The 25,679-nt window shown below is 66.8% G+C and carries 31 protein-coding genes; 7 read left to right on the forward strand and 24 right to left on the reverse strand.

The features are described from left to right. Window positions 1-48: 48 nt before the first annotated feature. The 13 genes from ptsP to M2299_RS04330 form a co-directional block, all read right to left on the reverse strand. On the reverse strand, window positions 49-1,818 hold the full coding sequence (ptsP, locus tag M2299_RS04270) for a phosphoenolpyruvate--protein phosphotransferase (protein WP_280883940.1): 1,770 nt from the start codon (window positions 1,816-1,818) through the stop codon (window positions 49-51). Window positions 1,819-1,820: 2 nt separating this feature from the next. Further along, a complete protein-coding gene (locus M2299_RS04275; protein ID WP_025874024.1) occupies window positions 1,821-2,090 on the reverse strand; it encodes an HPr family phosphocarrier protein in 270 nt (89 codons plus the stop codon). Then, window positions 2,083-2,475, reverse strand: a complete 393-nt coding sequence (locus M2299_RS04280) for a PTS fructose IIA component family protein (protein ID WP_025874023.1) — start codon at window positions 2,473-2,475, stop codon at window positions 2,083-2,085. The genes M2299_RS04275 and M2299_RS04280 overlap by 8 nt, the downstream gene beginning before the upstream one ends. Window positions 2,476-2,904: 429 nt before the next feature. Beyond that, window positions 2,905-3,789: an RNase adapter RapZ gene (rapZ, locus tag M2299_RS04285; protein WP_032951584.1), complete on the reverse strand. Its 885-nt coding sequence runs from the start codon at window positions 3,787-3,789 to the stop codon at window positions 2,905-2,907. 27 nt (window positions 3,790-3,816) lie between these two features. After that, the gene (hprK, locus tag M2299_RS04290; RefSeq protein WP_004147299.1) at window positions 3,817-4,767 is read right to left on the reverse strand and encodes an HPr(Ser) kinase/phosphatase; all 951 of its coding nucleotides are present in this window, start codon (window positions 4,765-4,767) and stop codon (window positions 3,817-3,819) included. Continuing rightward, a complete protein-coding gene (locus M2299_RS04295) occupies window positions 4,764-5,216 on the reverse strand; it encodes a PTS sugar transporter subunit IIA (protein WP_032977285.1) in 453 nt (150 codons plus the stop codon). The genes hprK and M2299_RS04295 overlap by 4 nt, the downstream gene beginning before the upstream one ends. A 21-nt stretch (window positions 5,217-5,237) precedes the next feature. Then, window positions 5,238-5,555: a ribosome-associated translation inhibitor RaiA gene (gene raiA / locus M2299_RS04300; RefSeq protein ID WP_004147311.1), complete on the reverse strand. Its 318-nt coding sequence runs from the start codon at window positions 5,553-5,555 to the stop codon at window positions 5,238-5,240. A gap of 58 nt (window positions 5,556-5,613) precedes the next feature. Next, window positions 5,614-7,053, reverse strand: coding sequence for an RNA polymerase factor sigma-54 (locus tag M2299_RS04305; protein WP_100435910.1), 1,440 nt, complete (start codon window positions 7,051-7,053; stop codon window positions 5,614-5,616). A gap of 40 nt (window positions 7,054-7,093) precedes the next feature. After that, entirely contained in the window at window positions 7,094-7,813 is a 720-nt protein-coding gene (gene lptB / locus M2299_RS04310; protein ID WP_025874019.1) for an LPS export ABC transporter ATP-binding protein, read from the reverse strand. Next, window positions 7,813-8,337 carry a lipopolysaccharide transport periplasmic protein LptA gene (gene lptA / locus M2299_RS04315; RefSeq protein WP_025874018.1) on the reverse strand — a complete coding sequence of 175 codons (525 nt, stop codon included), beginning with the start codon at window positions 8,335-8,337 and terminating at the stop codon, window positions 7,813-7,815. The genes lptB and lptA overlap by 1 nt, the downstream gene beginning before the upstream one ends. Before the next feature lie 106 nt (window positions 8,338-8,443). Then, on the reverse strand, window positions 8,444-9,019 hold the full coding sequence (gene lptC / locus M2299_RS04320) for an LPS export ABC transporter periplasmic protein LptC (protein ID WP_025874017.1): 576 nt from the start codon (window positions 9,017-9,019) through the stop codon (window positions 8,444-8,446). Beyond that, window positions 9,016-9,564, reverse strand: coding sequence for an HAD hydrolase family protein (locus tag M2299_RS04325; RefSeq protein ID WP_033830524.1), 549 nt, complete (start codon window positions 9,562-9,564; stop codon window positions 9,016-9,018). Before M2299_RS04325 ends, lptC begins: the two co-directional genes overlap by 4 nt. A gap of 66 nt (window positions 9,565-9,630) precedes the next feature. Then, window positions 9,631-10,632 carry a KpsF/GutQ family sugar-phosphate isomerase gene (locus M2299_RS04330; protein ID WP_025874015.1) on the reverse strand — a complete coding sequence of 334 codons (1,002 nt, stop codon included), beginning with the start codon at window positions 10,630-10,632 and terminating at the stop codon, window positions 9,631-9,633. Between the two features lie 54 nt (window positions 10,633-10,686). On the opposite strand from M2299_RS04330, the gene M2299_RS04335 reads away from it, so the two are divergent. From M2299_RS04335 to M2299_RS04345, 3 genes are read left to right on the forward strand one after another with little or no spacing between them, the layout of a single operon-like run. Further along, complete coding sequence (locus tag M2299_RS04335) at window positions 10,687-10,917, forward strand: BolA family protein (RefSeq protein ID WP_025874014.1); 231 nt, start codon at window positions 10,687-10,689, stop codon at window positions 10,915-10,917. A gap of 21 nt (window positions 10,918-10,938) precedes the next feature. Then, window positions 10,939-12,213, forward strand: a complete 1,275-nt coding sequence (murA, locus tag M2299_RS04340) for a UDP-N-acetylglucosamine 1-carboxyvinyltransferase (protein ID WP_025874013.1) — start codon at window positions 10,939-10,941, stop codon at window positions 12,211-12,213. Then, entirely contained in the window at window positions 12,210-12,524 is a 315-nt protein-coding gene (locus tag M2299_RS04345; protein ID WP_080149497.1) for a hypothetical protein, read from the forward strand. Before murA ends, M2299_RS04345 begins: the two co-directional genes overlap by 4 nt. A gap of 115 nt (window positions 12,525-12,639) precedes the next feature. Here the strand turns inward: M2299_RS04345 and M2299_RS04350 are convergent, their stop codons facing one another. The 7 genes from M2299_RS04350 to purM all read right to left on the reverse strand — a co-directional run bounded on the left by M2299_RS04350 (window position 12,640) and on the right by purM (window position 17,548). After that, on the reverse strand, window positions 12,640-13,323 hold the full coding sequence (locus M2299_RS04350; protein ID WP_032977526.1) for a DUF3108 domain-containing protein: 684 nt from the start codon (window positions 13,321-13,323) through the stop codon (window positions 12,640-12,642). A 2-nt stretch (window positions 13,324-13,325) separates the two neighbouring features. Beyond that, window positions 13,326-14,123, reverse strand: coding sequence for a DUF3108 domain-containing protein (locus M2299_RS04355; RefSeq protein WP_025874010.1), 798 nt, complete (start codon window positions 14,121-14,123; stop codon window positions 13,326-13,328). Between the two features lie 68 nt (window positions 14,124-14,191). After that, on the reverse strand, window positions 14,192-14,848 hold the full coding sequence (gene purN / locus M2299_RS04360; RefSeq protein WP_280883941.1) for a phosphoribosylglycinamide formyltransferase: 657 nt from the start codon (window positions 14,846-14,848) through the stop codon (window positions 14,192-14,194). Next, window positions 14,845-15,456, reverse strand: a complete 612-nt coding sequence (locus M2299_RS04365; protein ID WP_170919604.1) for a DUF2238 domain-containing protein — start codon at window positions 15,454-15,456, stop codon at window positions 14,845-14,847. Before M2299_RS04365 ends, purN begins: the two co-directional genes overlap by 4 nt. A 94-nt stretch (window positions 15,457-15,550) precedes the next feature. Continuing rightward, window positions 15,551-15,973 carry a hypothetical protein gene (locus M2299_RS04370; RefSeq protein WP_025874007.1) on the reverse strand — a complete coding sequence of 141 codons (423 nt, stop codon included), beginning with the start codon at window positions 15,971-15,973 and terminating at the stop codon, window positions 15,551-15,553. Further along, window positions 15,970-16,467, reverse strand: coding sequence for a hypothetical protein (locus M2299_RS04375; protein WP_140224784.1), 498 nt, complete (start codon window positions 16,465-16,467; stop codon window positions 15,970-15,972). The genes M2299_RS04370 and M2299_RS04375 overlap by 4 nt, the downstream gene beginning before the upstream one ends. A gap of 22 nt (window positions 16,468-16,489) precedes the next feature. After that, complete coding sequence (gene purM, locus M2299_RS04380) at window positions 16,490-17,548, reverse strand: phosphoribosylformylglycinamidine cyclo-ligase (protein WP_032951578.1); 1,059 nt, start codon at window positions 17,546-17,548, stop codon at window positions 16,490-16,492. Between the two features lie 112 nt (window positions 17,549-17,660). On the opposite strand from purM, the gene M2299_RS04385 reads away from it, so the two are divergent. From M2299_RS04385 to hda, 3 genes are read left to right on the forward strand one after another with little or no spacing between them, the layout of a single operon-like run. Further along, window positions 17,661-18,788, forward strand: coding sequence for a DUF2066 domain-containing protein (locus tag M2299_RS04385; RefSeq protein WP_223482051.1), 1,128 nt, complete (start codon window positions 17,661-17,663; stop codon window positions 18,786-18,788). After that, the gene (locus M2299_RS04390) at window positions 18,785-19,957 is read left to right on the forward strand and encodes an AI-2E family transporter (RefSeq protein WP_280883942.1); all 1,173 of its coding nucleotides are present in this window, start codon (window positions 18,785-18,787) and stop codon (window positions 19,955-19,957) included. The genes M2299_RS04385 and M2299_RS04390 overlap by 4 nt, the downstream gene beginning before the upstream one ends. Then, on the forward strand, window positions 19,957-20,664 hold the full coding sequence (gene hda, locus M2299_RS04395) for a DnaA regulatory inactivator Hda (protein ID WP_032977533.1): 708 nt from the start codon (window positions 19,957-19,959) through the stop codon (window positions 20,662-20,664). Before M2299_RS04390 ends, hda begins: the two co-directional genes overlap by 1 nt. A 730-nt stretch (window positions 20,665-21,394) precedes the next feature. Here the strand turns inward: hda and murU are convergent. The 4 genes from murU to M2299_RS04415 form a co-directional block, all read right to left on the reverse strand. Then, window positions 21,395-22,105 (reverse strand): N-acetylmuramate alpha-1-phosphate uridylyltransferase MurU, encoded by a 711-nt coding sequence (gene murU, locus M2299_RS04400; RefSeq protein WP_280883943.1) that lies wholly within the window; start codon window positions 22,103-22,105, stop codon window positions 21,395-21,397. A gap of 11 nt (window positions 22,106-22,116) precedes the next feature. Then, on the reverse strand, window positions 22,117-23,142 hold the full coding sequence (locus M2299_RS04405) for a phosphotransferase (RefSeq protein ID WP_032975827.1): 1,026 nt from the start codon (window positions 23,140-23,142) through the stop codon (window positions 22,117-22,119). Window positions 23,143-23,206: 64 nt separating this feature from the next. Beyond that, window positions 23,207-23,476, reverse strand: coding sequence for a GlsB/YeaQ/YmgE family stress response membrane protein (locus tag M2299_RS04410; protein ID WP_025874000.1), 270 nt, complete (start codon window positions 23,474-23,476; stop codon window positions 23,207-23,209). A 69-nt stretch (window positions 23,477-23,545) separates the two neighbouring features. Further along, the gene (locus M2299_RS04415) at window positions 23,546-25,039 is read right to left on the reverse strand and encodes a M20 family metallopeptidase (RefSeq protein WP_080149492.1); all 1,494 of its coding nucleotides are present in this window, start codon (window positions 25,037-25,039) and stop codon (window positions 23,546-23,548) included. Between the two features lie 198 nt (window positions 25,040-25,237). Between M2299_RS04415 and M2299_RS04420 the strand changes: the two genes are divergently transcribed. After that, entirely contained in the window at window positions 25,238-25,564 is a 327-nt protein-coding gene (locus M2299_RS04420; RefSeq protein WP_223484817.1) for a helix-hairpin-helix domain-containing protein, read from the forward strand. The last annotated feature ends 115 nt before the right edge of the window (window positions 25,565-25,679 follow it).

Below are 25,679 nucleotides of genomic sequence, written 5' to 3' on the forward strand. Positions count from 1 at the left end.
CGAAGGTCCATGAGGTTGCCGGCCAGCGGCCGGCACTACCGTCGGGAATCAGGACGCGTCCGCCACAAGCGCCAGCCAGCGCTCGATGCCGCGGCGGTCACGCATGCCCAGCAGCTTCGGTGCGCGGGCACGCAGGGCCCCCAGATCGGCATCACGGACGGCTCGGCGCACTTCCAGCAGGGTGCCCGGGTGCAGGCTGAACTCGGTCAGGCCCAGTGCCAGCAGCAGCGGGGTCATCCGTGCGTCGCCGGCGATTTCGCCGCATACCGCTACCGGAATGCGATGGCGTGCGCCGGTCTCGATCACCATCTGCAGCAGGCGCAGCACGGCCGGATGCAGCGGCGAATACAGTTCGCCCAGTGCTTCGTTGTTGCGGTCGGCGGCCAGCAGGTACTGCACCAGATCGTTGGTGCCGATCGACAGGAAGTCGACCAGGTCGATGAAACTCTCCAGCGCCAGCGCGGCGGCGGGTACTTCGATCATCGCGCCCAGTGGCACGTGCTCGGCCACCATGTGGCCCTCGGCGCGCAGTTGCTCGCCCAGTTTCAGCATGCGCCGGCGCACCGCCAGCAGTTCGTCGCGGGTGCTGACCATGGGCACCAGCACGCGCAGCTTGCCGTAGGCCGAGGCACGCAGGATCGCGCGCATCTGGGTGTCGGCCACCTTGGGCCGCGCCAGCGACAGGCGCACGCCGCGCAGGCCCAGCGCCGGGTTTTCCTCGTTGCTCAGGGTCAGGCCGGTGCGGTCGGCCTTGTCTGCACCCAGGTCGAGGGTGCGGATGGTCACCGGCCGGCCACTCATGCCCAGCGCCGCATCGCGGTAGGTCTGGAACTGTTCTTCTTCGTCCGGCAGCTCGTTGCGCTGCAGGAACAGGAATTCGGTGCGGTACAGGCCCAGGCCATGGGCGCCCAGCGCATGCGCCTGGGTCACATCTTCCAGCGATTCGGCGTTGGCCAGCAGTGCGATGTCGACCTGGTCGCGGGTACGGCTGGGCTTGCTGCGCAGGCGGCCAAGCTCGCGCTGCTCGCGTGCGTGCTCCTTCAGGCGCGCCCGGTAATCACGCAGGTTATCGGCCTGCGGGTTGACGGTGATGCTGCCGTCGGCGCCATCGATGATCAGCACGTCGCCGTCGATCACCTTGTTCAGCAGCTGCGGCACGCTGACGATCAACGGCAGGTGCAGGCTGCGGGCAAGGATCGCACTGTGCGAAAGCGCGCTGCCAGCGCTGGTGACGATGCCGACCACGCCATGCGATTGCAGCTGGGCCAGCTCGGAAGGGGCGATGTTGTCGCAGACCAGGATTTCGCCGGCCAGGCCCTTCACCACTGCGGGCCGTTCCGGCTGCAGGAACGCGTGGATGCGCCCGATCACATGGTCGAGATCGTCCATGCGGCTCTTCAGGTAGGCATCGTCCATGCCGTCGAAGACTTTGGCCAGGCGGTCGCGCTGCAGGCGCAGTGCGTAGCCGGCACTGTAGGGGCCGCTGCGGATCAGTTCGTCCAGGCCGAACAGCAGTTCGGGATCGTCCAGCAGCAGTGCATGCAGGTCGAGGAACTCGCCCACTTCCTGGTTCAGCGCGCCATGCAGGCGCTGGCGCAGCTCGTGCATCTCCGTGCGCGCCGCGTCCACGGCGCGATGCAGGCGTGCCAGCTCGGATTCAACCTGGGAGGGGGCGACGCGCTGTTCGGCCACTTCCAGTGCATGCGGCAGGCGCACGCGAGCGCGGCCCATTGCCGTGCCGCGGGCGGCGCCGTGGCCGGCCAGCAGCTGTACCGGCCGTTGGCCGGTAGGGGTTTGGCCGGCGCGCGCGCGCGGCACGCTCAGTTGTCCTCGTCGAAGCGACGCTCGAACAGGTCGACCACCGCATCCATCGCGGCGACTTCGTCTTCGCCGTTGATGCGGATGGTGACCGGCGTGCCTTGCCCGGCCGCCAGCAGCATCACGCCCATGATGCTCTTGGCGTTGATCTCACGGCCCTTGGCGGCCATGGTCACGTTGCAGCGGAACGGCGCCAGGGTCTGCACCAGCTTGGCGGTGGCCCGGGCATGCAGGCCCAGGCGGTTGCTCACAGTGAGTTCTCGTTCAAGCATCGTCGACTATCGCTCCATTACGGGTGCCCGCCGCCGCAGTGGCGGGCAGTTGATCCAGTCCCTGTTCCGGATAATTCATCACCCGCAGCAACATCGGCAGACTCAGCGCCGACACCCGGCGAACCGGGGTCCCCAACCGGGCCAGCTGCCCGGCAAGGTTGGCAGGGCTGGCGCCGTACAGGTCGGTCAGGATCAGCACGCCATCGCCCCCATCGACCCGCCGCAGAGCGGCCGAGGCGAGCGGGAGCAGAGCATCCAGGTCTGCGTCGAACGGTACTTCGAAAGCTTCGGTCTTCAGCGGCAACTGCCGCAGAAGCCGGGTCGCCACGTCGAGCAGGGCGATCCCGACCCCAGGATGTGTTACGAGGAGAATGCCACAGGTCATTACTGCACGTTAACAGGTCAAGGTGAATTGGCGATAGCAGCAGGAGAGGGGCACTGTGTCCCGTATTCAGCGTTGTTCGGGTCAGGGCCCTTTTCCATTGAAAAAGGGATCCGACTCCATCCGTTTTTTCGATGCCTGACAGAGATTCATCCACGCATGGCGTGGATCTACCGTGTCGACCAAGGTCGACACCTACCCACAGTGCAACTCCGACCCGCCGCGATCTGTCAGAGGCGGGGCGGTGTGGGGGTGCAGGACCGTTGGCGCCATGGATGGCGCCATCGAGCCCCCAAGGATGGGTTTACGGCGTGTCCTGCGCGCCCACACCGCCTCGCCATCCAAGGGAATCCGATGTTGCTGTTGCTTCGGCTGTTGCTGTTGACGTTGCCGTGGTTTCTGCGGGTGCCGGGCGCAGCCCGGCCGACCCCCTCAATCCTGTTCGCGGTGGTACGTCGCCACGTCTTCCCAGCCCATCTCACGCGCATGGCGGGCCAGACGTTCGGCCAGGAACACCGAGCGGTGCTTGCCGCCGGTGCAACCGAAGGCCACCGTCACATAGCTGCGGGTGCCATCGCCCAGCTTGGGCAGCCAGGTATCCAGGAAATCCATCAGCTGCGCCAGGTAGCGCTGCACATCCGGCTGCGCCTCCAGGTAGTCGCGCACGCCCGGCTCGCGGCCGCTCAACGCACGCAGTTCCGGATCCCAATGCGGGTTGGGCAGCACGCGCGCGTCGAACACGAAGTCGGCCTCGGCCGGCACGCCACGCTTGTAGGCGAACGATTCAAACAGCAGCGACAGGCGGCTGGCATGGCCCATCGCAAATTCAGTGATGATCCGGCGCCGCAGCTGGTGCACGTTCAACGCACTGGTATCGATCACCGCATCGGCTTCGCGGCGCAGCGGCGCGATCAGCTCGCGCTCACGGGCAATCGCTTCGGGCAGCGACAGGCCCAGCTGGCTCAGCGGGTGCCGGCGGCGGGTGTCGGCGTAGCGCTTGAGCACCGTTTCATCGCTGGCCTCGAAAAACAGCACCTTGGCGTCGACGCCGGCATCGGTGGCCAGCTGCCGCCAGCTGGACAACTGGGTCAGGTCGCTCTGCCCACGCACGTCGATGCCCACTGCCAACCGGCGCGATGCCGCGCCGTCATGGTGGCTCAGCACATTGCGCACGAAATCCGGCAGCAGCTGGATCGGCAGGTTGTCCGAACAGTAGTAGTCCTGGTCCTCGAAGGTCTTCAGGGCGACGGATTTACCCGAGCCGGACAGGCCACTGACGATGATCAGGGTCGGGGCGGTGGGAATGACGGTGCTCATGGACGGGCTCTTCGAAGGACAGGGGGGTCAGGGCGTTCGCCGTTCCAGCAGGTTGCTGTGGCGGGCGATGAACATCGCCGCCGGGTCGATACCCTTGGTACGCAGAATGTGCAGGCGGGTGGCCGCCTCGGTCAGGACGGCCAGGTTGCGGCCGGGCATCACCGGCAGGGTGATCAGCGGCACGTCCAGGTCCAGCACGTGGCGTGTGCCCGAGTCGCCGGTCAGGCGCTCGTAACCATGGGGGGTGGGCTCGGTCATCGGCTTGGTCAGGTGGACGATCAGCCGAAGGTACTTGTTCTTCTTTACAGCGGTGTCGCCAAACATCTCGCGCACGTTCAGCACGCCCAGGCCGCGCACTTCCAGCAGGTCCTGCAGCAGTTCCGGGCAGGTGCCATCGAGCACGTCGGGGGCGATCTGGGTGAACTCGGGGGCGTCGTCGGCCACCAGGCGGTGACCGCGGCTCAGCAGTTCCAGGGCCAGCTCGCTCTTGCCTGATCCCGCTTCACCGGTGATCAGCACGCCGATGGAGTAGATCTCCATGAACACGCCATGCAGGATCACCCGCGGCGCCAGCGTCCGGGCCAGGTGGTAGGACAGATGGTTGAGCAGTTCGTGGCCGCGTTTGGGTGACAACCACAGCGGCGTGCCGGATTCATCGGCGGCCGCGCGCAGGTCTTCCGGGCACGGCTGGTTGCGGGTCAGCACCAGCGCCAGCGGATGCGACTGCATGATCTTTTCGATGGTTTCCCAGCGCTGGCGTGGTTCCAGCGCGTCAAGCCAGGACAGTTCCTCGGTACCGAGGATCTGCACCTTGTTGGGATAGATCGCATTGAGATAGCCGGCCAGCGAAGGGCGTCGCGAGACCGTATTGCCGGCCTCCAGCTCGCGCTTCTCGCCGGATTTGCCCGCTGCCCAACGCAGGCCGAGCCGCTCTCGCTGCTGTTCGAACAGTTCGCGGGCAGTGATGCTGGTATTCATGCGGCGCTCGCCGGTGGGGTCAGGTCCAGGGCCTGGCGCAGCTCCCGTGCATCACCGGCCTCGCGCAGCGCCTGGCGGATGCAGGGCGCGGAAAACAGCTCGGCCAGCTCGGACAGCAGCATCAGGTGTTGATGGGTGTAGTGGGCGGGAACGGCCATGGCGAATACCAGGTCCACCGGCTCGTCACCACCGAAATCGACCGGGGTCTGCAGGCGCAGCAGCGCGCCACGGGGGCGATCCAGGGTCGGCGCACGACCATGCGGGATGGCGATGCCGTAGCCGATCGCGGTACTGCCCAACGCCTCGCGCTGGCACAGGTTGAGATAGATCTGTTCGGCGTTGGCCTGGCGGCAGGCCAGCAATCCGGCCGCGGCCTGCAGGACGCTGTCGCGGTCGGTGGCCGTGCAGAGCTGGGTCTGCACGGCCGCCAGGAGGTCAGTCAGGGGCATGTCTGCGGGGAGCGGTGGCGATCAGCCACCATTGTCGCCCACCGGCAGCGGTGCGTGCTGCTGTTTTTTCTCCTTGTGCTTGATCACCAGGCGGTCAAGCTTGTCCGCCAGCAGGTCGATCGCCGCATACATGGTCTGCGCATTGGCTTCAGCGTGCAGGGTCTGACCCGGAATATTGAGGCTGGCATCGACGTGGTGTTCAGTCTTCTGCAGCTTGAGCGTCACCCGCGCTTCGCAGTGCTGGTCGAAGTGTTTGCCGATCCGGGCCAGCTTCTCCTCTACATAGGACTGCAGGGCCGGGGTGACTTCGACATCTTTGCCAAACGTTTCGATGCGCATCGGGTTTCTCCTTTGATCGGAAGTGCCAATGAACCTCTCCGCCGGGCGCGGCGGCGCGTCAAACGATTCTGACTCTTTCGTGCGAGGCGGAGATGTTCATGGCCTCACGATACTTCGCCACGGTGCGCCGCGCTACTGGGATTCCCGACGATTTGAGCAGGTCAGCCAGCTTGGCGTCAGAAAGCGGCTTGCGTGGGTTCTCGTCATCGATCAGGCGCCGGATCATGGCCTGGATGGCAGTGCTGGACGCTTCGCCACCGCCGTCGGTGTCGATGCCCGAGGCGAAGAAGGCGCGCAGCGGCAGGGTGCCGCGTGGCGTACGCACATGTTTGCGGGCGATCGCGCGCGACACGGTGGATTCGTGCAGGCCCAGTTCGGCTGCGATTTCGCGCAGGGTCAGCGGGCGCAATGCCTGTTCGCCAAATTCAAGGAAGCCGGCCTGCTGCTGGATCAGGCTTCGCACTACCCGGAGCAGCGTTTCGCCTCGCGCCTGCAGGCCCTTCAGCAGCCAGCGTGCCTCCTGCAGCTGGCCGCGCAGATAACCGGCATCGGCGTCACCGCAGCGGCGGATCATCTGCTCGTAACCGCGGTGGATCACCAGCTTGGGGCCGGCATGGGCGGCCAGCGCGGCGCGCCAGATGCCGTTCTGCCGCCATACGACGACGTCGGGCACCACGTAGGTGTCCTGGGCGAGCGGGGCGATCTGGGTGCCGGGGCGCGGGTCCAGCGAGCGCAGCAGGGCCACGGCGGTCTCGACCTCGGCCAGCGGCTGTTTCAGCTGCTGGGCCAGGCCGGTCACGCCGGAGCGCGGCAGTTGTTCCAGTGGGCCGGCGGCAACCTGCCGGGCCAGGGCCAGGCACGGGGTATCAGCAGGAAGCACGTCCAGCTGCAGTTGCAGGCATTCGCCAAGGCTGCGTGCGGCCACGCCTACGGGGTCGAAGCGCTGGATCTGGTGCAGCACGGTCAGGATTTCGTCTTCACCGGCGTGGATCGCCGGCAACAGCGCTTCGGCGATGGCCGAGAGCGGCTCGCGCAGATAGCCGTCGTCTTCCAATGAATCGATCAGCGCGGCGCCGATGCTGCGGTCGCGCTTGGACAGGTGGGTCAGGTGCAGCTGCCACAGCAGGTGGTCGGCCAGGGTTTCGGTTTCGGCAACGCGTTCGGCGGCACTGCCGTTGTCGTCGTCGTCATCGAAACTGCCGCCGCTGCCGCCACTGCTCCAGTCCAGCTCGGCAGGCGCCCAGTCGTCGCCGCTGCTTTCAGCGTTGTCGGGCGGGGCGTCATTGTCGCCGCCCGCGTCCTCGCTGCTGCCGTCCTTGTCGACACCGGCGCCTTCGTCGCTGCTGTCCGACCAGTCCAGCAGCGGATTGCTCTCCACCGCCTGGGCGATTTCCAGCTCCAGCTCGGTCGTGGACATCTGCAGCAGCTTGATCGCCTGCTGCAGCTGGGGCGTAAGCACCAGCTGCTGTCCCAACGATGTCTGCAGCCGAGTCTTCATGCCTGTGCCGAACGGAAGGGAGAGGGCCCGGCGGCCGCGGTTACAGCTTGAAGGAATCCCCAAGGTAGACGCGGCGCACGTCGGCATTGTCCAGGATCGCCTCGGGCGAGCCCTGGGCCAGTACGGTGCCCTCTGCGAGGATATACGCGCGGTCGCAGATTCCCAAGGTCTCGCGCACGTTGTGGTCGGTGATCAGCACACCGATGCCGCGTTGCTTGAGATGGGTGACGATGCGCTGGATTTCACCGACGGAGATCGGGTCGACACCGGCGAAGGGTTCGTCAAGCAGGATCAGGCGCGGTTTGGCGGCCAGTGCACGGGCGATCTCGCAGCGACGGCGCTCACCACCGGACAGGCTGGCGCCGAGCTGTTCGGAAACATGCCCAAGCTGCAGTTCGTCGAGCAGGCTGTTCAGTTCGCGCTCGCGGCCCGCCGAATCCAGGTCCTCGCGCAGTTCCAGCACCAGGCGCAGGTTGTCGGCCACGGTCAGCTTGCGGAACACCGACGGTTCCTGCGGCAGGTAGCCCACGCCCTGCTTGGCGCGGGTGTACATCGGGTCGCCGGTGATGTCCTTGCCGTCCAGCACGATGCTGCCGGCATCGGCACCGACCAGGCCGACGATCATGTAGAAGCAGGTGGTCTTGCCGGCACCGTTGGGACCGAGCAGGCCAACCACTTCACCGGCGTCCAGGGTCAGCCCGAAGTCCTTGACGACTTCGCGCTGCTTGTAGCGTTTGCGCAGGCCAGTTGCGACGAGCATTACTTCTTGCCTCCAGCCGGAGCCGGAGCGGCCGCAGGCGTCTTGTTCTTCGGCGGAATCACGGTGCGCACGCGGCTGCCATCACCGCCGGAGTTCATTTCACCGCTGCGGGTGTTGTAGACCATGCGCTGGCCCGCATTGGTGCCGCGCGCGCTGGTGACCTTGTAGTTGCCGGTCAGGGTGATGATCTCGGTGGTGATGTCGTAGTCGATCCGGTCGGCCACCGCATCCATCCAGGTGCCATCGTCGAGCTGCTGCTTCATCTTGGCCTGCTTGCCGGTGAACACCGCACGCACGGCTTCGCCGCCCTTGAGGTAGATCTCCGCTTCGGACGAGCGCAGGTCCAGGGTGCCCTGGGTGATGATCACGCCACCGGACAGCACGGTCTTGCCATCACCGGTGAGGGTGCCGGACTGCGCACCGGAATCAATGTTCATCGCTTCGTTGCGGTCCGTCGACTTGGCAAAGGCGACAGCGGGGACAAGAAGACTGAGTGCGAGCACGGCTGCAAAGGGAATCTTCATCGGGGTCCGTTCTACCGGTGGTGGCCCTCCGGCGGGACCGGGGGGCGGCGGGTGGGGGCTGCCGGCTTCGCGCCTGTCGGGAAGACGTCGCGGGCGGGCGGCGGAATCAGCGTTTGGGCGTGTAACGGCCCTTGGACTGGCTGAGGAAATGATACGTGTTGTTCTTCGAATCCACCTCGAACCCGACGCCGGACTGCTCCATGCCGGGCCGGGTCATGGTCACCAGGGCATCGGTGCGGGCGCGGTTGTCCTTCGGGAATACATCCAGGTGGTCGGTGCGGAAGGTGGTCGGGACCACGCCCGGGCCGGCCGGGCTGTCGCCGGCGACGTTGCCCCGCAGCTTCATCTCGTCGCCCTTGGCACTGAGCCAGCCGGTCTGGGCGCGCAGCGTCCAGTGCTTGCCATCCTTGTCGGGCATTTCGAACAGCGGCGTGGTGATGTTGAGCGTCTGGTCACCACGCTGGCGTTCCAGCAGGGGCGCGCGCAGGGTGGTCGATTCCTTGCCATGTTCGTCCAGGGCGACGATCTGGAAATCGTGCAGGATGTAGTCCACGCCGGCGTCCTGGCCTTCGACGGCAGGTGCCTTTTCGCGGTTGCGCAGCGCCGCCCAGCTGCTCAGCAGGGCGGCCAGCAGCAGGCCGACGCCGAGGATCATCCGCCAGTTCAGGGTGGGGGCATTCATGCGCCGAACCTCGCCAGCACGGCGTCCACGCGGCCCTGCGCGGCCAGCAGCACGTCGCACAGCTCGCGCGCGGCACCACGGCCACCGTCAGCACGGGTAATCCAGTGCACGCGCTCGGCGATCCACGGATGGGCATTGGCCGGAGCCACCGCCAGGCCGACCGCGCCCAGCGGCGCCAGGTCGGGCAGGTCGTCACCCATGAAGGCCACCTGCTCCAGGCCGATGCCGTGCTGGGCGCACAGCGCCTGCACGCTGGCCAGCTTGTCGCCGACGGCGATCTGGGTGTCGATGCCCAGGTCGGCGCCGCGCTTGAGCGCGGACTGGCTGTTGCGCGCGGTGATCAGCACGGGGTGGATGCCGTGCTGCTGCAGCAGTTTCAGGCCCAGACCATCCTGCACGAAGTACGCCTTGCTCTCGTTGCCATCCTTGTCGTAGTACAGCCGACCGTCGGTGAGGGTGCCGTCCACGTCGAAGCAGGCCAGGCGGATACCGGCCGCAACGGCATGCAGGTGGGTGGGGAAGGCGGGCAGGGGGGACCAGGGCATCAGGGCATCGGACTCGGTGGTTGCGGGCTCGTTGGTACAGACTGAATGGGGTCTACGGACTGTCGGTTAAACCACCCGCGCCCGCAACAGGTCATGAATGTTCAGGGCGCCGACCGCGCGGCCCTGGCTGTCGACCACGATCAGGCCGGTGATCTTGTGGGTTTCCATCAGCCGCGCAGCCTCCACCGCCAGCTTGTCGGCGCTGATGGTGCGCGGTTGCCGGGTCATCACATCGGCGATCCTGGCGGTGCGCACGTCCAGGTCGGTGTCCAGGGCGCGGCGCAGGTCGCCGTCGGTGAACAGCCCGATCAGCACGCCCTGGTCGTCGACCACGGCGGTCATGCCCAGGCGCTTGCGGCTCATCTCCATCAGCGCTTCGCTGAGGCTGGCGCCGACATCGACCTTGGGCAGGTCCTCACCGGTGTGCATGACGTCGGTGATGTGCAGCAGCAGGCGGCGGCCGAGGCTGCCGGCCGGGTGCGAACGGGCGAAATCGTCGGCGGTGAAGCCGCGTGCATCCAGCAGGGCCACCGCCAGCGCGTCACCCATCGCCAGCGAGGCGGTGGTGCTGGAGGTGGGCGCCAGCGCCAGCGGGCAGGCTTCGGCCGGCACGCTCACATCCAGGTGGAAATCGGCGGCGCTGGCCAGGCTCGACTGCGGGCGGCCGGTCATGGCGATCAGCACATTGCCTTGGCGCTTGAGCACCGGCAGCAGCATCAGCAGCTCATCCGATTCCCCCGAATAGGACAAGGCCAGCACCACGTCGTCCTCGGTGATCATGCCCAGGTCACCATGGCCGGCCTCGCCCGGGTGCACGTAGAACGCCGGGGTGCCGGTGGAGGCCAGGGTGGCGGCGATCTTGCGTGCCACATGGCCGGACTTGCCCATGCCGGTGGCGACCACCCGGCCACGGCTGCCCAGGATCGCCCGGCAGGCCTGCTGGAAGGCGTCGCCGAGGCGGTCGGCCACGGCGTCCAGCGCCTGCCGTTCGATCTCGAACACGCGCCGGCCACTGGCGACCAGGGCGGCAGGGTCGGCGGAACGGGGGGGCAACAGGGATTCGGCCATGCGGACGCCACGCAGCGGAAGTAGAATGGACGCACATTTTATTAGGAAAGCCCGTTGGACGCCGACACCATCCGCAATCTGATCGAAACCGGCCTGCCCGGCGCCCGCGCCGACGTGCAGGGTGACGATGGCGTGCATTTCGAAGCGACCGTGGTCAGCGAGGCCTTTGCCGGCAAGCTGCCGCTGGCCCGCCACCGGATGGTGTATGCCACTCTGGGTGACCTGATGGGCGGCGCGATCCACGCGCTCGCACTGAAAACCGTGACCCCGGCCGAAGCCGGCTGAACCGCAGAAGATCCCCAATACATGGCCAAGATCGTTGTGACCGGCGGCGCTGCGCTGCACGGTGAAGTAAGCATCTCCGGCGCCAAGAACGCCGTCCTCCCCATCCTGTGCGCGACCCTGCTGGCCGATGCGCCGGTGGAGATCACCAACGTGCCGCATCTGCACGATGTGGTCACCACGGTGAAGCTGCTGGGCGAACTGGGCGCGAACGTGACCATCGACCAAGGCACGCTGTCGCGTGGCAGCGCGATCGTGGTCGACCCGCGTCCGGTCAACCAGCATGTGGCTCCGTATGAGCTGGTCAGGACCATGCGCGCCTCGATCCTGGTGCTGGGCCCGCTGCTGGCCCGTTTCGGTGCCGCCGAAGTATCGCTGCCCGGCGGCTGCGCGATCGGTTCGCGCCCGGTCGACCAGCACATCAAGGGCCTGCAGGCACTCGGTGCCGACATCGTGGTCGAGAACGGCTTCATCAAGGCCACCGCCAAGCGCCTGAAGGGTGGCCACTTCACCTTCGACATGGTCAGCGTGACCGGTACCGAGAACGTGCTGATGGCCGCAGTGCTGGCCGAAGGCACCACCATCCTCGACAACGCGGCGATGGAACCGGAAGTCACCGACCTGGCGCATTGTCTGATCGCGCTGGGCGCGAAGATCGAAGGCCTGGGCACCGCCCGCCTGGTCATCGAAGGCGTCGAACGCCTGTCCGGTGGTCGCCATGAAGTGCTGCCCGACCGCATCGAAACCGGCACCTTCCTGGTGGCTGCAGCGATGACCGGTGGCAAGGTCACCGTCAATCGCGCGCGCCCGAACACCATGGACGCGGTGCTGGCCAAGCTGGTGGAAGCCGGCGCGACCATCGAGACCACCGAAGACAGCATCACCCTGGACATGCACGGCAAGCGGCCGAAGGCAGTCAACCTGACCACCGCGCCGTATCCGGCGTTCCCGACCGACATGCAGGCGCAGTTCATGGCGCTCAACTGCGTGGCCGACGGCGTGGGCGTGATCAATGAAACGATCTTCGAGAACCGTTTCATGCACGTCAACGAGCTGCTGCGCCTTGGCGCGGATGTGCAGGTGGAAGGCCACACGGCCATCGTGCGTGGTCACGAGCGCCTGAGCGGTGCACCGGTGATGGCAACCGACCTGCGCGCGTCAGCGTCGCTGATCCTGGCCGGCTTGATGGCCGATGGCGATACCACCATCGATCGCATCTACCACCTTGATCGCGGCTACGAAAACATCGAAGAAAAGCTGTCTTCGCTCGGCGCCACCATCCGGCGCGTGGCCGCATGATCCTGCGCGGCAGGTTCAGCCGTCGCCGCAAGGCGCTTCTGGTGCTGGTGCTGATCGTGCTGGCGTGGCTGGGCTATGCCTGGTACGCCAACATCGCCATCACCAAGGGCATCGAGCAGAAGGACATGGACTGGAATGGCGACGGCACGGTAACCCGTGACGAGATCATCCAGTCGTTCTACGCGGTTGCGGTGAACGACAGCCAGGAGGGCAACCGCCATTGCCGCACGTTCGTGCGCCGATCCACGGGCGAGCAGATCCGGGTCGACTGCCGCACCGAGTTCAAGCCGGCGGAAGAAACGAAGAAATGAAAAAACGCCCGCGAAAGCGGGCGTTTTTGTGTGCGGGGCGTGAATCCACGCTTGGCGTGGATCGACGTTGGGCGGTAGCGCCGGGCCATGCCCGGCGAGCGCGCAGCGCGTTCGGTCAGTTCATCGCCTTGATGGTCAGGTCCAGCGCATCGCGGCCGCTCTCACGCTGCAGCATGCGCGCCGGCACCGGGAACTCCGGCACGATCCAGGCGATCAGCTCCTTGTTGCCGTCGGTGCGCGAGACCTTGGTGGCCTCGTAGCTCTTGCCGCCGACGGTGACCGATTCCTTGCCCACCACGCGGTAGGTCATGTTCTTGATACGGCCTTCGTCGACCATGCGATAGGTCAGCGGCTTGCCTGCGGCCAGGTCGCGGGCGATGGCCAGGTTGATCAGCAGCGCGTCCATGTCGCCGGCCTTCAGGGCGATCGGTCCGGCGCGGTCCGGCTTGATGTCGCCGGTCCAGGTGGCCTGGTTGCTGGTCCAGTTGTAGTTGGCCTGCACATTGCGCTTCTTCACCAGCAGCGCAGAGCGGTCCTGGCTGCTGAGCGGGCGCAACTGCCCGCGCACTTCCTCGAACACCGTGGTCTGGCTCAGGTCCGCCAGCTGGTTCTTGACCTGCAGGCTGTAACGCCACTTGTTGGTGCCTTCGCTGGCCAGGGTCATGCTGCCATTGGCCTGCATGCCCATGTAGCTGGCGAGGTAGTCGGCCTTGAACGGCTGCAGGGCCATGGCCGGCAGGCTGGCCACCGACAGTGCGGCAGCGGCGATCCAGGTCAGGGGGCGGGTCAGGGTGTTCATGCTCAGACTCCTTGGTATTCAATCAGGCGCAGATCGACGCGATCTTCGCCGTCTTCACGTTGCAGGATGCGCACCGGGGTGGGGACACCGTTGGCGATCCAGAGAATGGTTTCATTGTTGCCGCCGTTGGTGCGATACACCCGCAGCGCGTTGTAGGACAGGTCGCCGACCTCGACGTTCTCGGTCTGCGGCGCAGCCTGGTAATCGTGCTGGCGCACCTTGCCCATGTCGACGTAGCGATAGTGCATGGCCGCGCCGGGACGGGCGTCGCGCATGATCGCCAGGTTGATCAGCAACGCGCTCTGGTCGCCGGCCTGCAGTGGAATCGGCTGGGCGCGCTTCTTTTCCACGTCGCCGCTCCACTGCGCGGTACCGGCCTGCCAGTTGTAGGTGCCGACCGCCTTCTTGCCGAGGAACAGGCCCTTGCGCACCGTGCTCTGGCTGAGCGGCGCATACACACCGCTGCGCTCCTCGAACACCGTGCTCTGCTCGATGTTCAGGCCGAGCACGCTGGCAAAGCCGCGGCGGCCGACCACCTGCATGTCCACCCGCCACTGGCTGCCGCCGGTGTGGGTGACCTGCATGGTCGCATCGCCTGCTTCCTTGCCCTTGAAGAACGCCTGGTAGGTCGCGCTGAACGGCTGCAGCGGCGGCGGCTCCCAGGCCAGTGCAGGCAACACCGGCGGCGCCACCTCCGCAGGTGCCGGCGCAGCGGGCGCTGTTGCCTGGCCCCAGCCCGCACAGGCGAGGACGGCAAGCGGCAGCAGCAGAGTTGTACGCAGCAGGGACGTGGTCTTCATGGCCGACAGGAACCGCAGGAGGGGAGCAGGATGCCAGCCCCGCAGTCAGCGGGGCGTGTGCACGGGCGTTACCGGTTCAGGTTTCCGGCGGAATCTAGAGCCAAGGGGCTAAACAGGGGGTGACCGTCGAACGTCGGCTGGCCTTCCCGTTCAGCCAGGCGGCCAGCACAGAGCAGTTCCAGGGTGGCGATCAGCAGCGGATGCTCCACCGCAAGCACGCGTTCGGCCAGGGTCTGCGCATCGTCGCCGGCAAGCACCGGAACCCGGGCCTGCGCCAGCACCGCGCCGGCATCCAGTTCCGGCACCACCAGGTGCACGCTGGCGCCGTGCTCGCTATCGCCGGCCTCAAGCGCCCGTGCATGGGTGTGCAGGCCCTTGTGCAACGGCAGCAGCGAGGGGTGGATGTTGACCAGGCGGCCAGTGAACCGCTGTACGAAATCGGCGCCCAGAATGCGCATGTAGCCGGCGCAGACGATCCAGTCCGGCGTGGATGCTGCCAGCGCATCACCCAGCGCCTGCTCGTAGGCCGCGCGGTTGCTGAATTCCTTCGGCGCATGCCCCCAGCGTCGATCCGTTGCCACCCGCTCCAGGGCGGTCGCATCGGGACGATCGGAGAACACGCCGACAATCTCGGCCGGCAGTCGCCCTGCCGCGACGGCGTCGACAATGGCCTGCAGGTTGCTGCCGCGCCCGGATGCCAGCACGGCGATTCGGCGGATGCTCATCGCACCACGCTCCGGCGCACCAGCGGCCACAGCAACAGGCTGCCCAGGGTCGCCAGCAGCATGTCCGCATGCGCGTCCCACATGTCGCCCTGCTGGCCGTTGTAGGCCTCGGCCGCTTCCGGCGACAGGGCAAGGGCGATGCCCCATTCCAGCCACTCATACACCAGGCTGGAACACATCACCGCCATCACCGCCAGGGTGAATGCCTGGCCGATGCGCAGCGCAGGCCAGGAATGTCGCGCCAGCTGCAGCAATGCGGGGGTGAAGCAGACGCCATAGAGGAAGTGGATCAGGCGATCGAAGTGGTTGCGCTGCCAGCCAAAGGCTGCGTCCGGCGACCACCCGAGCAGCGACTGCAGCCATGCGTCATACGGCACGTTGGAGTACAGCCAGCGCGCGGCCACGCAGTGGATGGCGATGAAGCCGCAGATGGCGATGAACGCGCCGTTGCCCAGCTGCCAGCGCCGGTCCACCCACCACAGGGCCAGCAGGCCGATCACCGTCAGCGAACTGTGCAGGGTCTGCTCGAGCGGCCACAGCGGATGGATCCAGGTGGCGGCGAAGATGCCCAGCACCGCGACCAGTGCGGCCTTCTTCGGTGCCGACAGGGAGTGGGTGGCGCGGTTGCGGGCGAGCGTGGAGGCAGCGGGCGTGGACATGTCGGGGCGATCAGCAGAAGAGACGGAACATGCGCTTGCCAGCTCAGACGCTGACGTGGTCGCCGCGGTCGAACAGGGCGGCGATCTCCGGCTTGCGCAGGAAATACACCGCGTAGGCGGTCAGGGCCATGCCCAGTGGGCCGGCCATCACCGCTGCCCAGGCCGCGCCGCGACACCAGGCCAGGTGGCTGCGCTGGCCAAGCAGCCGCGCGGTGCGCAGCTGCAGGAAACCCAAGCCGATGGCCAGCAGCGACACCGCGCCGTACACCGTCGCCAGCACCGCGCCGTCGTCCATTCCGCGTTCGAAGGCGACGATGCCGACAAAGCCGAGGAAGACCAGCGCTGCCAGCCAATGGAAGCCGGCCAGCGCGTAGAACAGGATCTTCAGGTTGTGCAGGTGGCTTGCGGTCTGCAGGTCCGCCAGGGTCTGCCGTGGCAGCGGCGGTGGGTTCATGCCATCGCTCATGCCACACCCGCCTGGCCAGCGAAGGTGGCCTTCACCTGCGGGCGCAGCAGCACGACCAGGGTGAACACGCCGAGGATGGTGCCGATGGGGGTGAACAGGCACGCCAGCCCCGCCACGATCATGCACAGCAGGTAGCGGCGCTGCTGTGACAGGCAGCGGCCGGCATAGGCCACGAAGCCTGCCAGGGTCAGCCCGCCGAGCACGATGCAGACGCCCATCACGGTGAACAGCCAGCCGACGAACTGCTGCTCTTCCGGCGATGACGGTTCACCGCCGGATTTCATCGGCAGCGAGCCGGACAGCATGGCGATGCCCAGCACGATGTGCAGGACGAAGACCAGCGAGAACACCGCCATCAGGCCAGCGACCACATAGTGGCCGATCGCCAGCTGGCGCAGCTGGGTGGCGTCCTGCGGGCCGAACACCGGCACGGCCGGGTTCGGCGGCAGCACGGGCGGAGCCGGCGGCGTCGACAAGGGAGGAGGTGCGTCCATGCGGGTTCCTTTGTCCAGTGGATCAGGCGATGTGGACGCGTTCGCCGCCCTGGGCGGTGACCACCTGGCCGATCGTCCAGTGCTCCAGGCCTTCCGCCTTCACCGCAGCGGATACGGCCTCGAGCTGGTCCGCAGCGACGATCAGCACGAAGCCGATGCCGCAGTTGAAGGTGCGCCACATCTCGCTGTCTGCCACCGCGCCTTCCTTCTGCAGCCACTGGAACACCGGCGGCAGGGTCCACGACGAGGCCTGGATGTCCAGGCCGAGGCCCTCGGGCACCACGCGGATGATGTTCTCGGTCAGGCCGCCACCGGTGATGTGGGCCATGCCGTGGATGGCATCGCCGTGCGACTTCAGCAGCGACAGGATCGGCTTGACGTACAGGCGGGTGGGAGCCATCAGCGCATCGACCAGCTTGACCCCGCCTTCCAGTTCCAGCTCGGCCGGGCGGCCGGCGCGGTCATAGATGCGACGGACCAGCGAATAGCCGTTGGAGTGCGGGCCGGACGAGGCGATGCCGATCAGCACGTCGCCGGCGGCGACATTGGCGCCGTCCTTCAGTTCGCTCTTTTCGACGGCCGCGACGGTGAAGCCGGCCAGGTCGTACTCGCCCGGCGCGTACATGTCGGGCATCTCGGCGGTTTCGCCGCCGATCAGGGCGCAGCCGGCCTCGGTGCAGCCATTGGCGATGCCGCCCACGACCGCGGCGGCGGTGTCGATGTCCAGCTTGCCGGTGGCGAAGTAGTCCAGGAAGAACAAGGGCTCGGCGCCCTGCACCAGCACGTCGTTCACGCACATGGCGACCAGGTCGATGCCGATCGTATCGTGGCGGTTCAGCTGGTGGGCCAGCTTCAGCTTGGTGCCGACGCCGTCGGTGCCCGACACCAGCACCGGCTCGCGGTACTTGTTGGACAGGTCGAACAGGGCGCCGAAGCCACCCAGGCCGCCCATCACCTCCGGACGGAAGCTGCGCTTGACCAGGGGCTTGATCCGCTCGACCAGTTCGTTGCCGGCGTCGATGTCGACACCCGCGTCACGGTAGGTGAGGGGAGAAGGGGCGGAAGACGGGCTGTTGGTCACGGGCGTCGGCGCTGGCAGGGGTTGAATCGCCGATTTTAACAGGCCGCATTGGCGCAAAGGCCGTATTCGGGCAACAATTCCCCCCGGATACGTCGAGCCAATGGATGTCCTGATGCGCCGCAGCCTGTTTTTGACCCTGCTCCTTGCGCTGTGCCTGCCGGTGGCCACGATGGCCCAGAGCGGCATGCGAACCGAGGGGGATGTTGCCACTGCCAGTGGTGCGTACGAGGCCGAAGTGCCCGTCAACAGCCAAGCCGAGGCTGACCGCAACGGTGCACTTGCCCGCGCGTTGAGCGTTGTACTTGGCAAATTGTCCGGCGATCGCAGCGTCATGTCGCGCCCCGGCGTGGCGCAGGCGTTGCGCAATGCCAAGGACTATGTGGCCAGCTACGACTACAAGCAGGACCAGAGCGTGGGCGCCAGCGGTGCGCCGAGCTTCCGTACCCTGCTGGTCGCGCGCTTCCGCGAGGACGACGTGGACGGGCTGGTGTCGGCCCTGGGGCTTCCGCTGTGGCCTCAGCCCCGGCCGAAGCCGGTGCTGTGGCTGGCCGTCGACGACGGCAGTGGTCCGCGTCTGGTCAGCGTGCAGCAGGCCAATGCTGCGCGGCCGCTGCTGAGCCGGGCCATCGAGCGCGGCTACAAGCTTGGCCTGCCCAGTGGTGGCGCCGCCGAGCAGGCCCTGGCCGGTGCCATCTGGCGCCAGGACAGCGCCGCAGTCGCGCGGGCCTCGTCGCGCTATTCGCCGCCGATGCAGCTGATCGGCAAGCTTTACCGCGCCAATGGCGGTTGGCAGGCGGACTGGGTGTTCGTCGACAACGGCCGTGAACTGAACAAGTGGACCAGCAAGGACGCCAACGCCATGCGCGCGATGGCCGCCGGTGCCGATGGCGCTGCCGACGCGCTGGTCAAGCGTTATGCCAAGGCCGGTGCGGCCACCGGCCAGGCGGGCACCTACCGCGTGGTGGTGACCGGCATCAACAGCGCTGACGAATACCTGCGCCTGGCCGCCGGCCTGCGTGAAGTGGCCGTGGTGCGCAACGTCACCCCGCTGCGTGCGACCGCCGACCATCTGGAACTGAATCTGGAAATGACCACCGGCCTGGCCGGCTTCAACCGCATGCTCGGCGACAACGGCGTGCTGGTGCCGTCGGCGACACTGCCGGCCCTGCCGACGCCGATCGACGATACGACCGGTGCACCGGCACCGGCGCCGGTCAGCAATGAGTACCGCCTGCGATGATCCTGTCCCCGGAAGCGGAAATCGCGCAGTTCCTGCGGCGGCTGAAGTTCATCCTGCTGGCCGGCCTGATCGGCTGGGTCGTGTGGCTGCTGGCGCCGATCCTGACGCCGTTCGTGCTGGCGCTGGCGCTGGCCTGGCTGGGCGATCCGCTGGTGGACCGCATCGAAGCCACCGGCCGTTCGCGCATGACCGGCGTGGTGCTGGTGTTCGTGGCGATGGTGCTGGTGATCGTCGCGCTGCTGCTGGTGCTGGTGCCGATGATCGAGCGCCAGATCAGCACACTGATCGCCGCGGCTCCGCAGGCGCAGGCTTGGCTGATGGAGAAGGGCATTCCCTGGTTCGAGCAGAAGACCGGGCTGGAAGTGATGCAGTGGATGGATCCGGACCGTGTGATCGAATGGGGGCGCAGCCATTGGCAGCAGGCCGGCGGATTCGCCACGACCTTCATGGGCTACGTATCGCGTTCGGGCTTCACGGTGGTGACCTGGGTGGTCAACCTGTTGCTGCTGCCGATCCTGGCGTTCTACTTCCTGCGTGACTGGGACAAGCTGGTCGAACGCGTGGCATCGGTGATCCCGCGCAACCAGATCGGCACGATCACCACGCTGGCACGTGAATCCAACGAGGTGCTCGGCGCCTTCATCCGCGGGCAGTTTCTGGTGATGCTGGCGCTGGGCGTGATCTACGCCGGTGGCCTGTCGCTGGTGGGGCTCAAGCTGGGCCTGCTGATCGGCCTGATCGCCGGCCTGATCAGCTTCATTCCCTACCTGGGCGCGACCACCGGCATCCTGATGGCGATCGTGGCTGCGCTGGTACAGGCGCAGGGGTTCGACCTGAAACTGCTGATCCTGGTGGGCGTGGTGTTCACCGTTGGCCAGCTGCTGGAGAGCTACGTGCTGACCCCGCGCATCGTCGGCGACAAGATCGGCCTGCACCCGGTGGCGGTGATCTTCGCGGTGATGGCCGGTGGCCAGCTGTTCGGCTTCCTGGGCATGCTGCTGGCGCTGCCGGTGGCGGCGGTCAGCAATGTGCTGTTGCGCTATGCGCACCAGCGTTACCGCCAGAGTGAGCTGTACGCCGGCGAGAAGCCCGCGATCGTGCTTGATGGTGTGATCGACCAGCCCCATATCATCGTGCCTGGCAATGACAAGGGTCCGGAACTGAAGTGATTGGTGTGCCGCAACTTCCGCTGGCCCTGCATTACCCGCGGGACCAGCGGCTGGAAAGCTTCATCGGCGCGCCGGACGGCGCGCTGGCGCAGCTGCATGCCATCGCGGTAGGAGCCAGCCACGACTGGGTGTACCTGGAAGGCGCGGCCGGCACCGGCAAGACCCACCAGGCACTGGCGATGTGTTCCAGCGCCGAGCAGGCCGGGCGCCTGCCGACCTACGTACCGCTGGCCAGTGTGGTCGGCCGGGTGCGGGTGGCGCTGGAAGGGCTTGAGCAGCGCGAGCTGGTGGCGCTGGATGGCCTGGATGCGGTGGCAGGCAATCGTGAGGACGAAATCGCGCTGTTCGATTTCCACAACCGCGCGCGCGCTGCCGACGTGACGGTGCTGTACACCGCACAGAAGTCGCCGGGCGAACTGGGCCTGGTGCTGCCGGACCTGCGTTCGCGCCTGGGCCAATGCGTGCGCGTGCTGTTGCAGCCGCTGGACGAGGAAGGCCGCGCGGCGGTGCTGCGCGAGCGCGCGCTGCGCAGGGGGCTGGCGATCGACGAGGCCGCCATCGAGTGGCTGCTGTCGCACACCGGGCGCGAGCTGGGTGGGCTGATCACGCTGCTGGACTGGCTGGATCGCGAGTCGCTGGCGGCGAAGCGGCGGATCACCGTGCCGTTCCTGCGCCAGGTGCTGGAAGAAGGCCGTCCTCGTTACTGAGGGTGGGGTTTGTTTGCAGGGCTGCCGCCCTGCACCCGCAGAAGCAACGTCAACGTCAGAAGCTGGCTATCCGTGGGATGGCGGGGCGGCTCAGGTTGCGGGGGACGGCGCAAGTACGTCCCTGTAGCCTCGGTCGCGCCATCCATGGCGCTCACGCCCCCGCAACCTGAGCCACCCCGCCTTCGACAGGTTCCCGCGATCTGTCGGGTCGGCGTTCTGCACTGCTGTTGGTGGGTGTCGACCTTGGTCGACACGTGTCTTGCTTGTGGTGGGTGACGACCGTTGGTCGTCACAAGAGCAAGCGCAGCGATGCGACCCGCTTCTGCTTTTCTTTTTTCTTTTTCGTGGCTGGACGCGCACGGAATTTGTCAGAGGCCGGGCGGGTGGGCCATGCAGGGGCGTTGGCACCATGATGGCGACAAGTAGATCCACGCCATGCGTGGATGAGACTTTCCGGGGAAGGACTGCCTTGGATCCGACGTTCTCTGCTTGAGGTGGGTGACGACCGTTGGTCGTCACCAGAGCGAAGCGACCCGCTTCTGCTTTTCCTTCTTTTCCGTGGCTGGACGCACACGCAGACTGTCAGAGGTCGGGCGGGTGGGCCATGCAGGGGCGTTGGCGCCATTGATGGCGCCATCGAGCTTACAGGGACGTACTTGCAGCGTCCCCTGCATGGCCCACCCGCCCGGCCAAGCACGGCTTTTGATTCAAGCGACCAACCACGACGGGCTCAGCCGTTCGCGGCCAACTCCGCATCCAGCGCATGCAGGCGATCAACGGTCCCGACATCGGTCCAGCGCCCGCGATGGTGCTGCCCCGTCATCAACCCCTGTGCCATGAAATGCTTCTGCAACGGCACCACCGAAAACTTCGGTGGCACACGCTCGCTGCCCGGTGCCTCACCGATCACCGCACGCCAATCGGCCACGATCGACGGACGATAGACGCCGATGCCCGCATAGGTCAGGCACGGGCCTTCGCGGTCATGGTGCAGCACACCGTGCGCGTCCAGCCGGTAGTCGCCATTGGTGTGCTGCGCCGGGTTGTCGACCAGTACCAGATGCGCTTGGCCGGCCGGTTCACGCGGCAGCGTGGCGAAATCGAAATCGGTCCAGATATCGCCGTTCACTACCAGGAACGGATCGTCCCCCAGCGCCGGCAATGCATTGAGGATGCCGCCACCGGTTTCCAGCGGGGTATCGCCTTCGTGCATGAAATGCAGGCGCAGGCCCCACTGGCTGCCATCGCCCAATGCGGCCGGGAACTGCTCGGCGAGCCACGCGGTATTGATCACCACGTCGTGAATGCCGAGCGCAGCCAACCGCTCCAGATGCCACGCGATCAGGGGTTTGCCGGCCACTGCCAGCAGCGGCTTGGGCGTGTGCAGGGTGAGGGGGCGCATGCGCTCACCCAGGCCGGCGGCGAAAATCAGTGCCTTCATCGATGCGGCCTTCAGCGCTGCACGCGCATCGGCGCGGCCAACTCGGCCAGTGCCGGTTTGATCCGCGTTTCCAGCAACTGCTGCAGGGGCGCCAGTTCGCGATAGCGCGGCAGCACTTCATCGAGGTAGGCGATGAAGCGCGGCGCATCGTCTAGGTAGTGGCCCTTGTTGTCGCGATAGCGCAGGCGGCAGAACAGGCCGAGGATCTTCACGTGGCGCTGGATGCCCATCCAGTCGGCATCGCGCAGGAAAGTGGCACGGTCGGGTACCGGCAGGCCGGCATCGCGTGCGCGCTGGTGATACTGCGCCAGCCATTCGTCCACGCGCTGCAGCGGCCAGCTCAGGAAGGCATCCTTGAACAGACTTACCGCGTCGTACGCGATCGGGCCACGCACCAGGTCCTGGAAATCCAGCACCGCCGGGCCGCCATCCACCGGCATCAGGTTGCGCGGCATGTAGTCGCGGTGGGTCATCAGCTGGGCCTGGCCCAGCGCGTTGTCCATCAGCCGACGGTGCACCAGCTGCAGGCCTTCGATCTCGCCGCAGTCCAGTTCAAGGCCAAGATGGCGTTGCAGGAACCACTCGTCGAACAGGCCGGCATCACGCTGCAGCAGCGCTTCGCCGAACTGGCCGAAATCGGCCGGCACCGGAATGGCCTGCAGGCGCAGCAGCTGATCGATGGATCGGCTGAACCACGCGTCGGCATTGCGTTCGTCGAGGATCTTCGCCAGCGTCGGGCCGCCCAGGTCTTCCAGCAGCAGGAAGCCGGCGTCGAGGTCCTGGGCAAGCAGGGCGGGCACGCGCAGGCCGTGATCGTGCAGCAGGCCGCGCATGCGCAGCCACGGCGTGGGGTCTTCCAGCCCCGGCGGGGCGTCCATCACGATGTGGCTGCCGCGCTGGCTGGTGGTGCGCCAGTAGCTGCGCATGCCGGCGTCGACCGAGGCGCGTTCGACCACGGTGTTGCCGTCGTCAAGCTGGGTACGGGCCCATTGCAGGCGCTGTGCGCTGCGCTGGGGATCAGAGGCGGGTTCGGTCATGCAGGCATATCCGGGCGCGCCGGGCGCGCCAACGTCGGGGCAGAATGGAAAAGGAGATGGCGGCTCAGCGGCGGCCGCTGAACAGGCGCAGGATCGCCAGCACGACGACCGCACCCAGCACCGCGCCGAGGAAGCCGGCCGGTTCACCGGGCGCGTACCAGCCCATGTACTGGCCGAACCAGCCGGCCAGCAGCGCGCCGATGATGCCCAGCACGATGGTCAGCAGGCAGCCCATGCGGTTGTTGCCGGGCATGAAGAAGCGTCCCAGCAGGCCGACGAAGAAGCCGACCAGGATGATGTAGAGCCAGCTGGTGCTGCCAAACAGACCGTTCATGCGATCAGTGCTCTGGAAGGTTGGACGCAGCCTAGCAAGGCCGGGCTGCGTCCGTCACTGCGTGCTGGATCAGCAGCAGCCGTGGTCGCCGTGGCGGGTGCCGCTGTCGGCGGCCACCGGCGAACCGCTGGTCTCGCCACGCAGGCTGGCCGCGTAGTGCTCGCTGATCACCTTGGACACGCACGAGGTGACCTTCTTGCCCATCGGGATGTGCAGGAACTCGTTCGGGCCGTGGGCATTGGAGTGCGGGCCGAGCACGCCGGTGATCATGAACTGGGCGCCCGGGAACTTCTCGCCCAGCATGCCCATGAACGGGATCGAGCCGCCTTCGCCCATGTACATCGCCGGCTTGCCGAAGAAGGTCTGGCTGGCATCGTCGATGGCCTTGGTCAGCCACGGTGCCATCGCCGGCGCGTTCCAGCCGGTGGAGGCCTTTTCCAGGTCCAGGGTGACCTGCGCGCCGTTCGGCGGATCGCGAAGCAGCGCTTCCTTCAGCAGTTCGCCGCAGGTCTTGCCATCTGCAGTGGGCGGCAGGCGCAGCGACAGCTTCACTGCGGTATGCGGGCGCAGCACGTTGCCGGCCGATTCCAGCGGCGGCATGCCGCCGATGCCGGTCACCGAGAGGGCAGGGCGCCAGGTGCGGTTGAGCACCAGCTCGGTCAGGTCGTCGTTCATCGGCTTGAGGCCATCGACCAGCGGGAATTTCTCGAAGATCGCGGTGTCGACCACGTCGGCGGCACGCTTGGCCTGTTCCAGGCGCTCGGCCGGGATCTCCACGTTCATGCCGTCGATCAGGATGCGGCCGGTGTCCTGGTCCTCGATGCGCGACAGCAGCTGGCGCAGCAGGCGGAAGCTGGACGGCACCACGCCGGAGGCATCACCGGAGTGCACGCCTTCGTTGAGCACCTTCACCGAGAAGTTGCCGCCGGTCAGGCCGCGCAGCGAGGTGGTGCACCACAGCTGGTCGTAGTTGGCACAGCCCGAATCCAGGCAGACCACCAGCGACGGCTTGCCGATGCGGTCAGCCAGATGGTCCACGTAGGCCGGCAGGTCGTAGCTGCCCGACTCTTCACAGGCTTCGATCAGCACCACGCAGCGGGCATGCGGCAAGCCCTGGGCCTGCAGTGCCAGTACGGCGGCCAGCGAGCCGAAGATGGCGTAGCCGTCATCGGCACCGCCACGGCCATACAGCTTGTCGCCGCGCAGGACCGGGGTCCACGGGCCCAGGTCGTCGTCCCAGCCGGTCATCTCCGGCTGCTTGTCCAGGTGCCCGTAGAGCAGGATGGTGTCGTCGCCGGTTTCGGCGCCGGTAGCCGGAATTTCCAGCAGAATCAGCGGGGTACGGCCTTCCAGGCGCACCACTTCGACCTTCAGGCCGGGCAGGTCCTGGGCCTTGGCCCAGGTTTCCATCAGGGTGACCGCCTGCTCCATGTAGCCGTTCTGCACCCAGTTGGCGTCGAACATCGGCGACTTGTTGGGAATGCGGATGTAGTCGACCAACTGCGGGACGATTTCGCTGTCCCACTTGTCATTGACGAATTGGCCGAGCTTGGCGCTGTCCATCTGAAACTCCGGTTGCATGGCTGATCCGCCCATTCTACGCCTCGGCCAAGGGTAGGGTTTTCCCTACATCACGTCGGGTATTTGGCTGGCTTTTAGAAATCCGTGAACCCTATACGCTGTGTGCATGTGGTGACGGACACTGTTTCGACCGACGGGATTGCCAGTCGGGACGGTCAGAACCACAAGGAGATACACGTCGTGCCTTGGTTTGTCGTGTTAAGGGTGCTGGTGCTGGGAGTGTGGATCGCGGGAGCGCAAGCTGCCGAGCCGATCGACATCAACCGGGCCGATGCCCAGGCGCTGCAGCAGGGATTGACGATGGTCGGGGCCACCAAGGCTGCGGCGATCGTCGAGCACCGGCGCAGACACGGCCCGTTTCACCGCGTCGAGGACCTGACGCAGGTGAAGGGGATAGGGACATCGATCGTCGAACGGAATCGACGACGGATCACCGTTGGCAACACGATGTTGCCTGCGGATCCGGTACCCGGATCGGTACCGGTGCGAACCGTACCCAGGCGCTGACAACAGGAATCGTCGGAATCTGCAGGATGCAGGTTCAATGGCTGCGGACAGGATGGCTGCAGCCGCCGACCGTCGCAGGGATGCGGCACCAATCACCAGGATGGTGGCATCACAG

Origin of the sequence: Stenotrophomonas sp. 1278, from assembly GCF_029892765.1 — a bacterium.
Taxonomy (GTDB): domain Bacteria; phylum Pseudomonadota; class Gammaproteobacteria; order Xanthomonadales; family Xanthomonadaceae; genus Stenotrophomonas; species Stenotrophomonas indicatrix.

Bases quoted from the DNA above. Each gene is read 5' to 3' on its own strand.
- M2299_RS04385 (WP_223482051.1), top strand. From the start codon at position 17,661: ATGCGCCGCAGCCTGTTTTTGACCCTGCTCCTTGCGCTGTGCCTGCCG.
- raiA (WP_004147311.1), bottom strand. From the start codon at position 5,555: ATGCGCATCGAAACGTTTGGCAAAGATGTCGAAGTCACCCCGGCCCTG.
- M2299_RS04405 (WP_032975827.1), bottom strand. From the start codon at position 23,142: ATGACCGAACCCGCCTCTGATCCCCAGCGCAGCGCACAGCGCCTGCAA.
- M2299_RS04325 (WP_033830524.1), bottom strand. From the start codon at position 9,564: ATGCCCTGGTCCCCCCTGCCCGCCTTCCCCACCCACCTGCATGCCGTT.
- murU (WP_280883943.1), bottom strand. From the start codon at position 22,105: ATGAAGGCACTGATTTTCGCCGCCGGCCTGGGTGAGCGCATGCGCCCC.
- M2299_RS04375 (WP_140224784.1), bottom strand. From the start codon at position 16,467: ATGGACGCACCTCCTCCCTTGTCGACGCCGCCGGCTCCGCCCGTGCTG.
- purN (WP_280883941.1), bottom strand. From the start codon at position 14,848: ATGAGCATCCGCCGAATCGCCGTGCTGGCATCCGGGCGCGGCAGCAAC.
- M2299_RS04330 (WP_025874015.1), bottom strand. From the start codon at position 10,632: ATGGCCGAATCCCTGTTGCCCCCCCGTTCCGCCGACCCTGCCGCCCTG.
- M2299_RS04275 (WP_025874024.1), bottom strand. From the start codon at position 2,090: ATGCTTGAACGAGAACTCACTGTGAGCAACCGCCTGGGCCTGCATGCC.
- M2299_RS04415 (WP_080149492.1), bottom strand. From the start codon at position 25,039: ATGGACAGCGCCAAGCTCGGCCAATTCGTCAATGACAAGTGGGACAGC.
- hprK (WP_004147299.1), bottom strand. From the start codon at position 4,767: ATGAATACCAGCATCACTGCCCGCGAACTGTTCGAACAGCAGCGAGAG.
- M2299_RS04410 (WP_025874000.1), bottom strand. From the start codon at position 23,476: ATGAACGGTCTGTTTGGCAGCACCAGCTGGCTCTACATCATCCTGGTC.
- M2299_RS04345 (WP_080149497.1), top strand. From the start codon at position 12,210: ATGATCCTGCGCGGCAGGTTCAGCCGTCGCCGCAAGGCGCTTCTGGTG.
- M2299_RS04350 (WP_032977526.1), bottom strand. From the start codon at position 13,323: ATGAACACCCTGACCCGCCCCCTGACCTGGATCGCCGCTGCCGCACTG.
- M2299_RS04355 (WP_025874010.1), bottom strand. From the start codon at position 14,123: ATGAAGACCACGTCCCTGCTGCGTACAACTCTGCTGCTGCCGCTTGCC.
- M2299_RS04390 (WP_280883942.1), top strand. From the start codon at position 18,785: ATGATCCTGTCCCCGGAAGCGGAAATCGCGCAGTTCCTGCGGCGGCTG.
- rapZ (WP_032951584.1), bottom strand. From the start codon at position 3,789: ATGAGCACCGTCATTCCCACCGCCCCGACCCTGATCATCGTCAGTGGC.
- murA (WP_025874013.1), top strand. From the start codon at position 10,939: ATGGCCAAGATCGTTGTGACCGGCGGCGCTGCGCTGCACGGTGAAGTA.
- lptC (WP_025874017.1), bottom strand. From the start codon at position 9,019: ATGAATGCCCCCACCCTGAACTGGCGGATGATCCTCGGCGTCGGCCTG.
- lptA (WP_025874018.1), bottom strand. From the start codon at position 8,337: ATGAAGATTCCCTTTGCAGCCGTGCTCGCACTCAGTCTTCTTGTCCCC.
- M2299_RS04280 (WP_025874023.1), bottom strand. From the start codon at position 2,475: ATGACCTGTGGCATTCTCCTCGTAACACATCCTGGGGTCGGGATCGCC.
- M2299_RS04305 (WP_100435910.1), bottom strand. From the start codon at position 7,053: ATGAAGACTCGGCTGCAGACATCGTTGGGACAGCAGCTGGTGCTTACG.
- M2299_RS04295 (WP_032977285.1), bottom strand. From the start codon at position 5,216: ATGCCCCTGACTGACCTCCTGGCGGCCGTGCAGACCCAGCTCTGCACG.
- M2299_RS04370 (WP_025874007.1), bottom strand. From the start codon at position 15,973: ATGAGCGATGGCATGAACCCACCGCCGCTGCCACGGCAGACCCTGGCG.
- lptB (WP_025874019.1), bottom strand. From the start codon at position 7,813: ATGCTCGTCGCAACTGGCCTGCGCAAACGCTACAAGCAGCGCGAAGTC.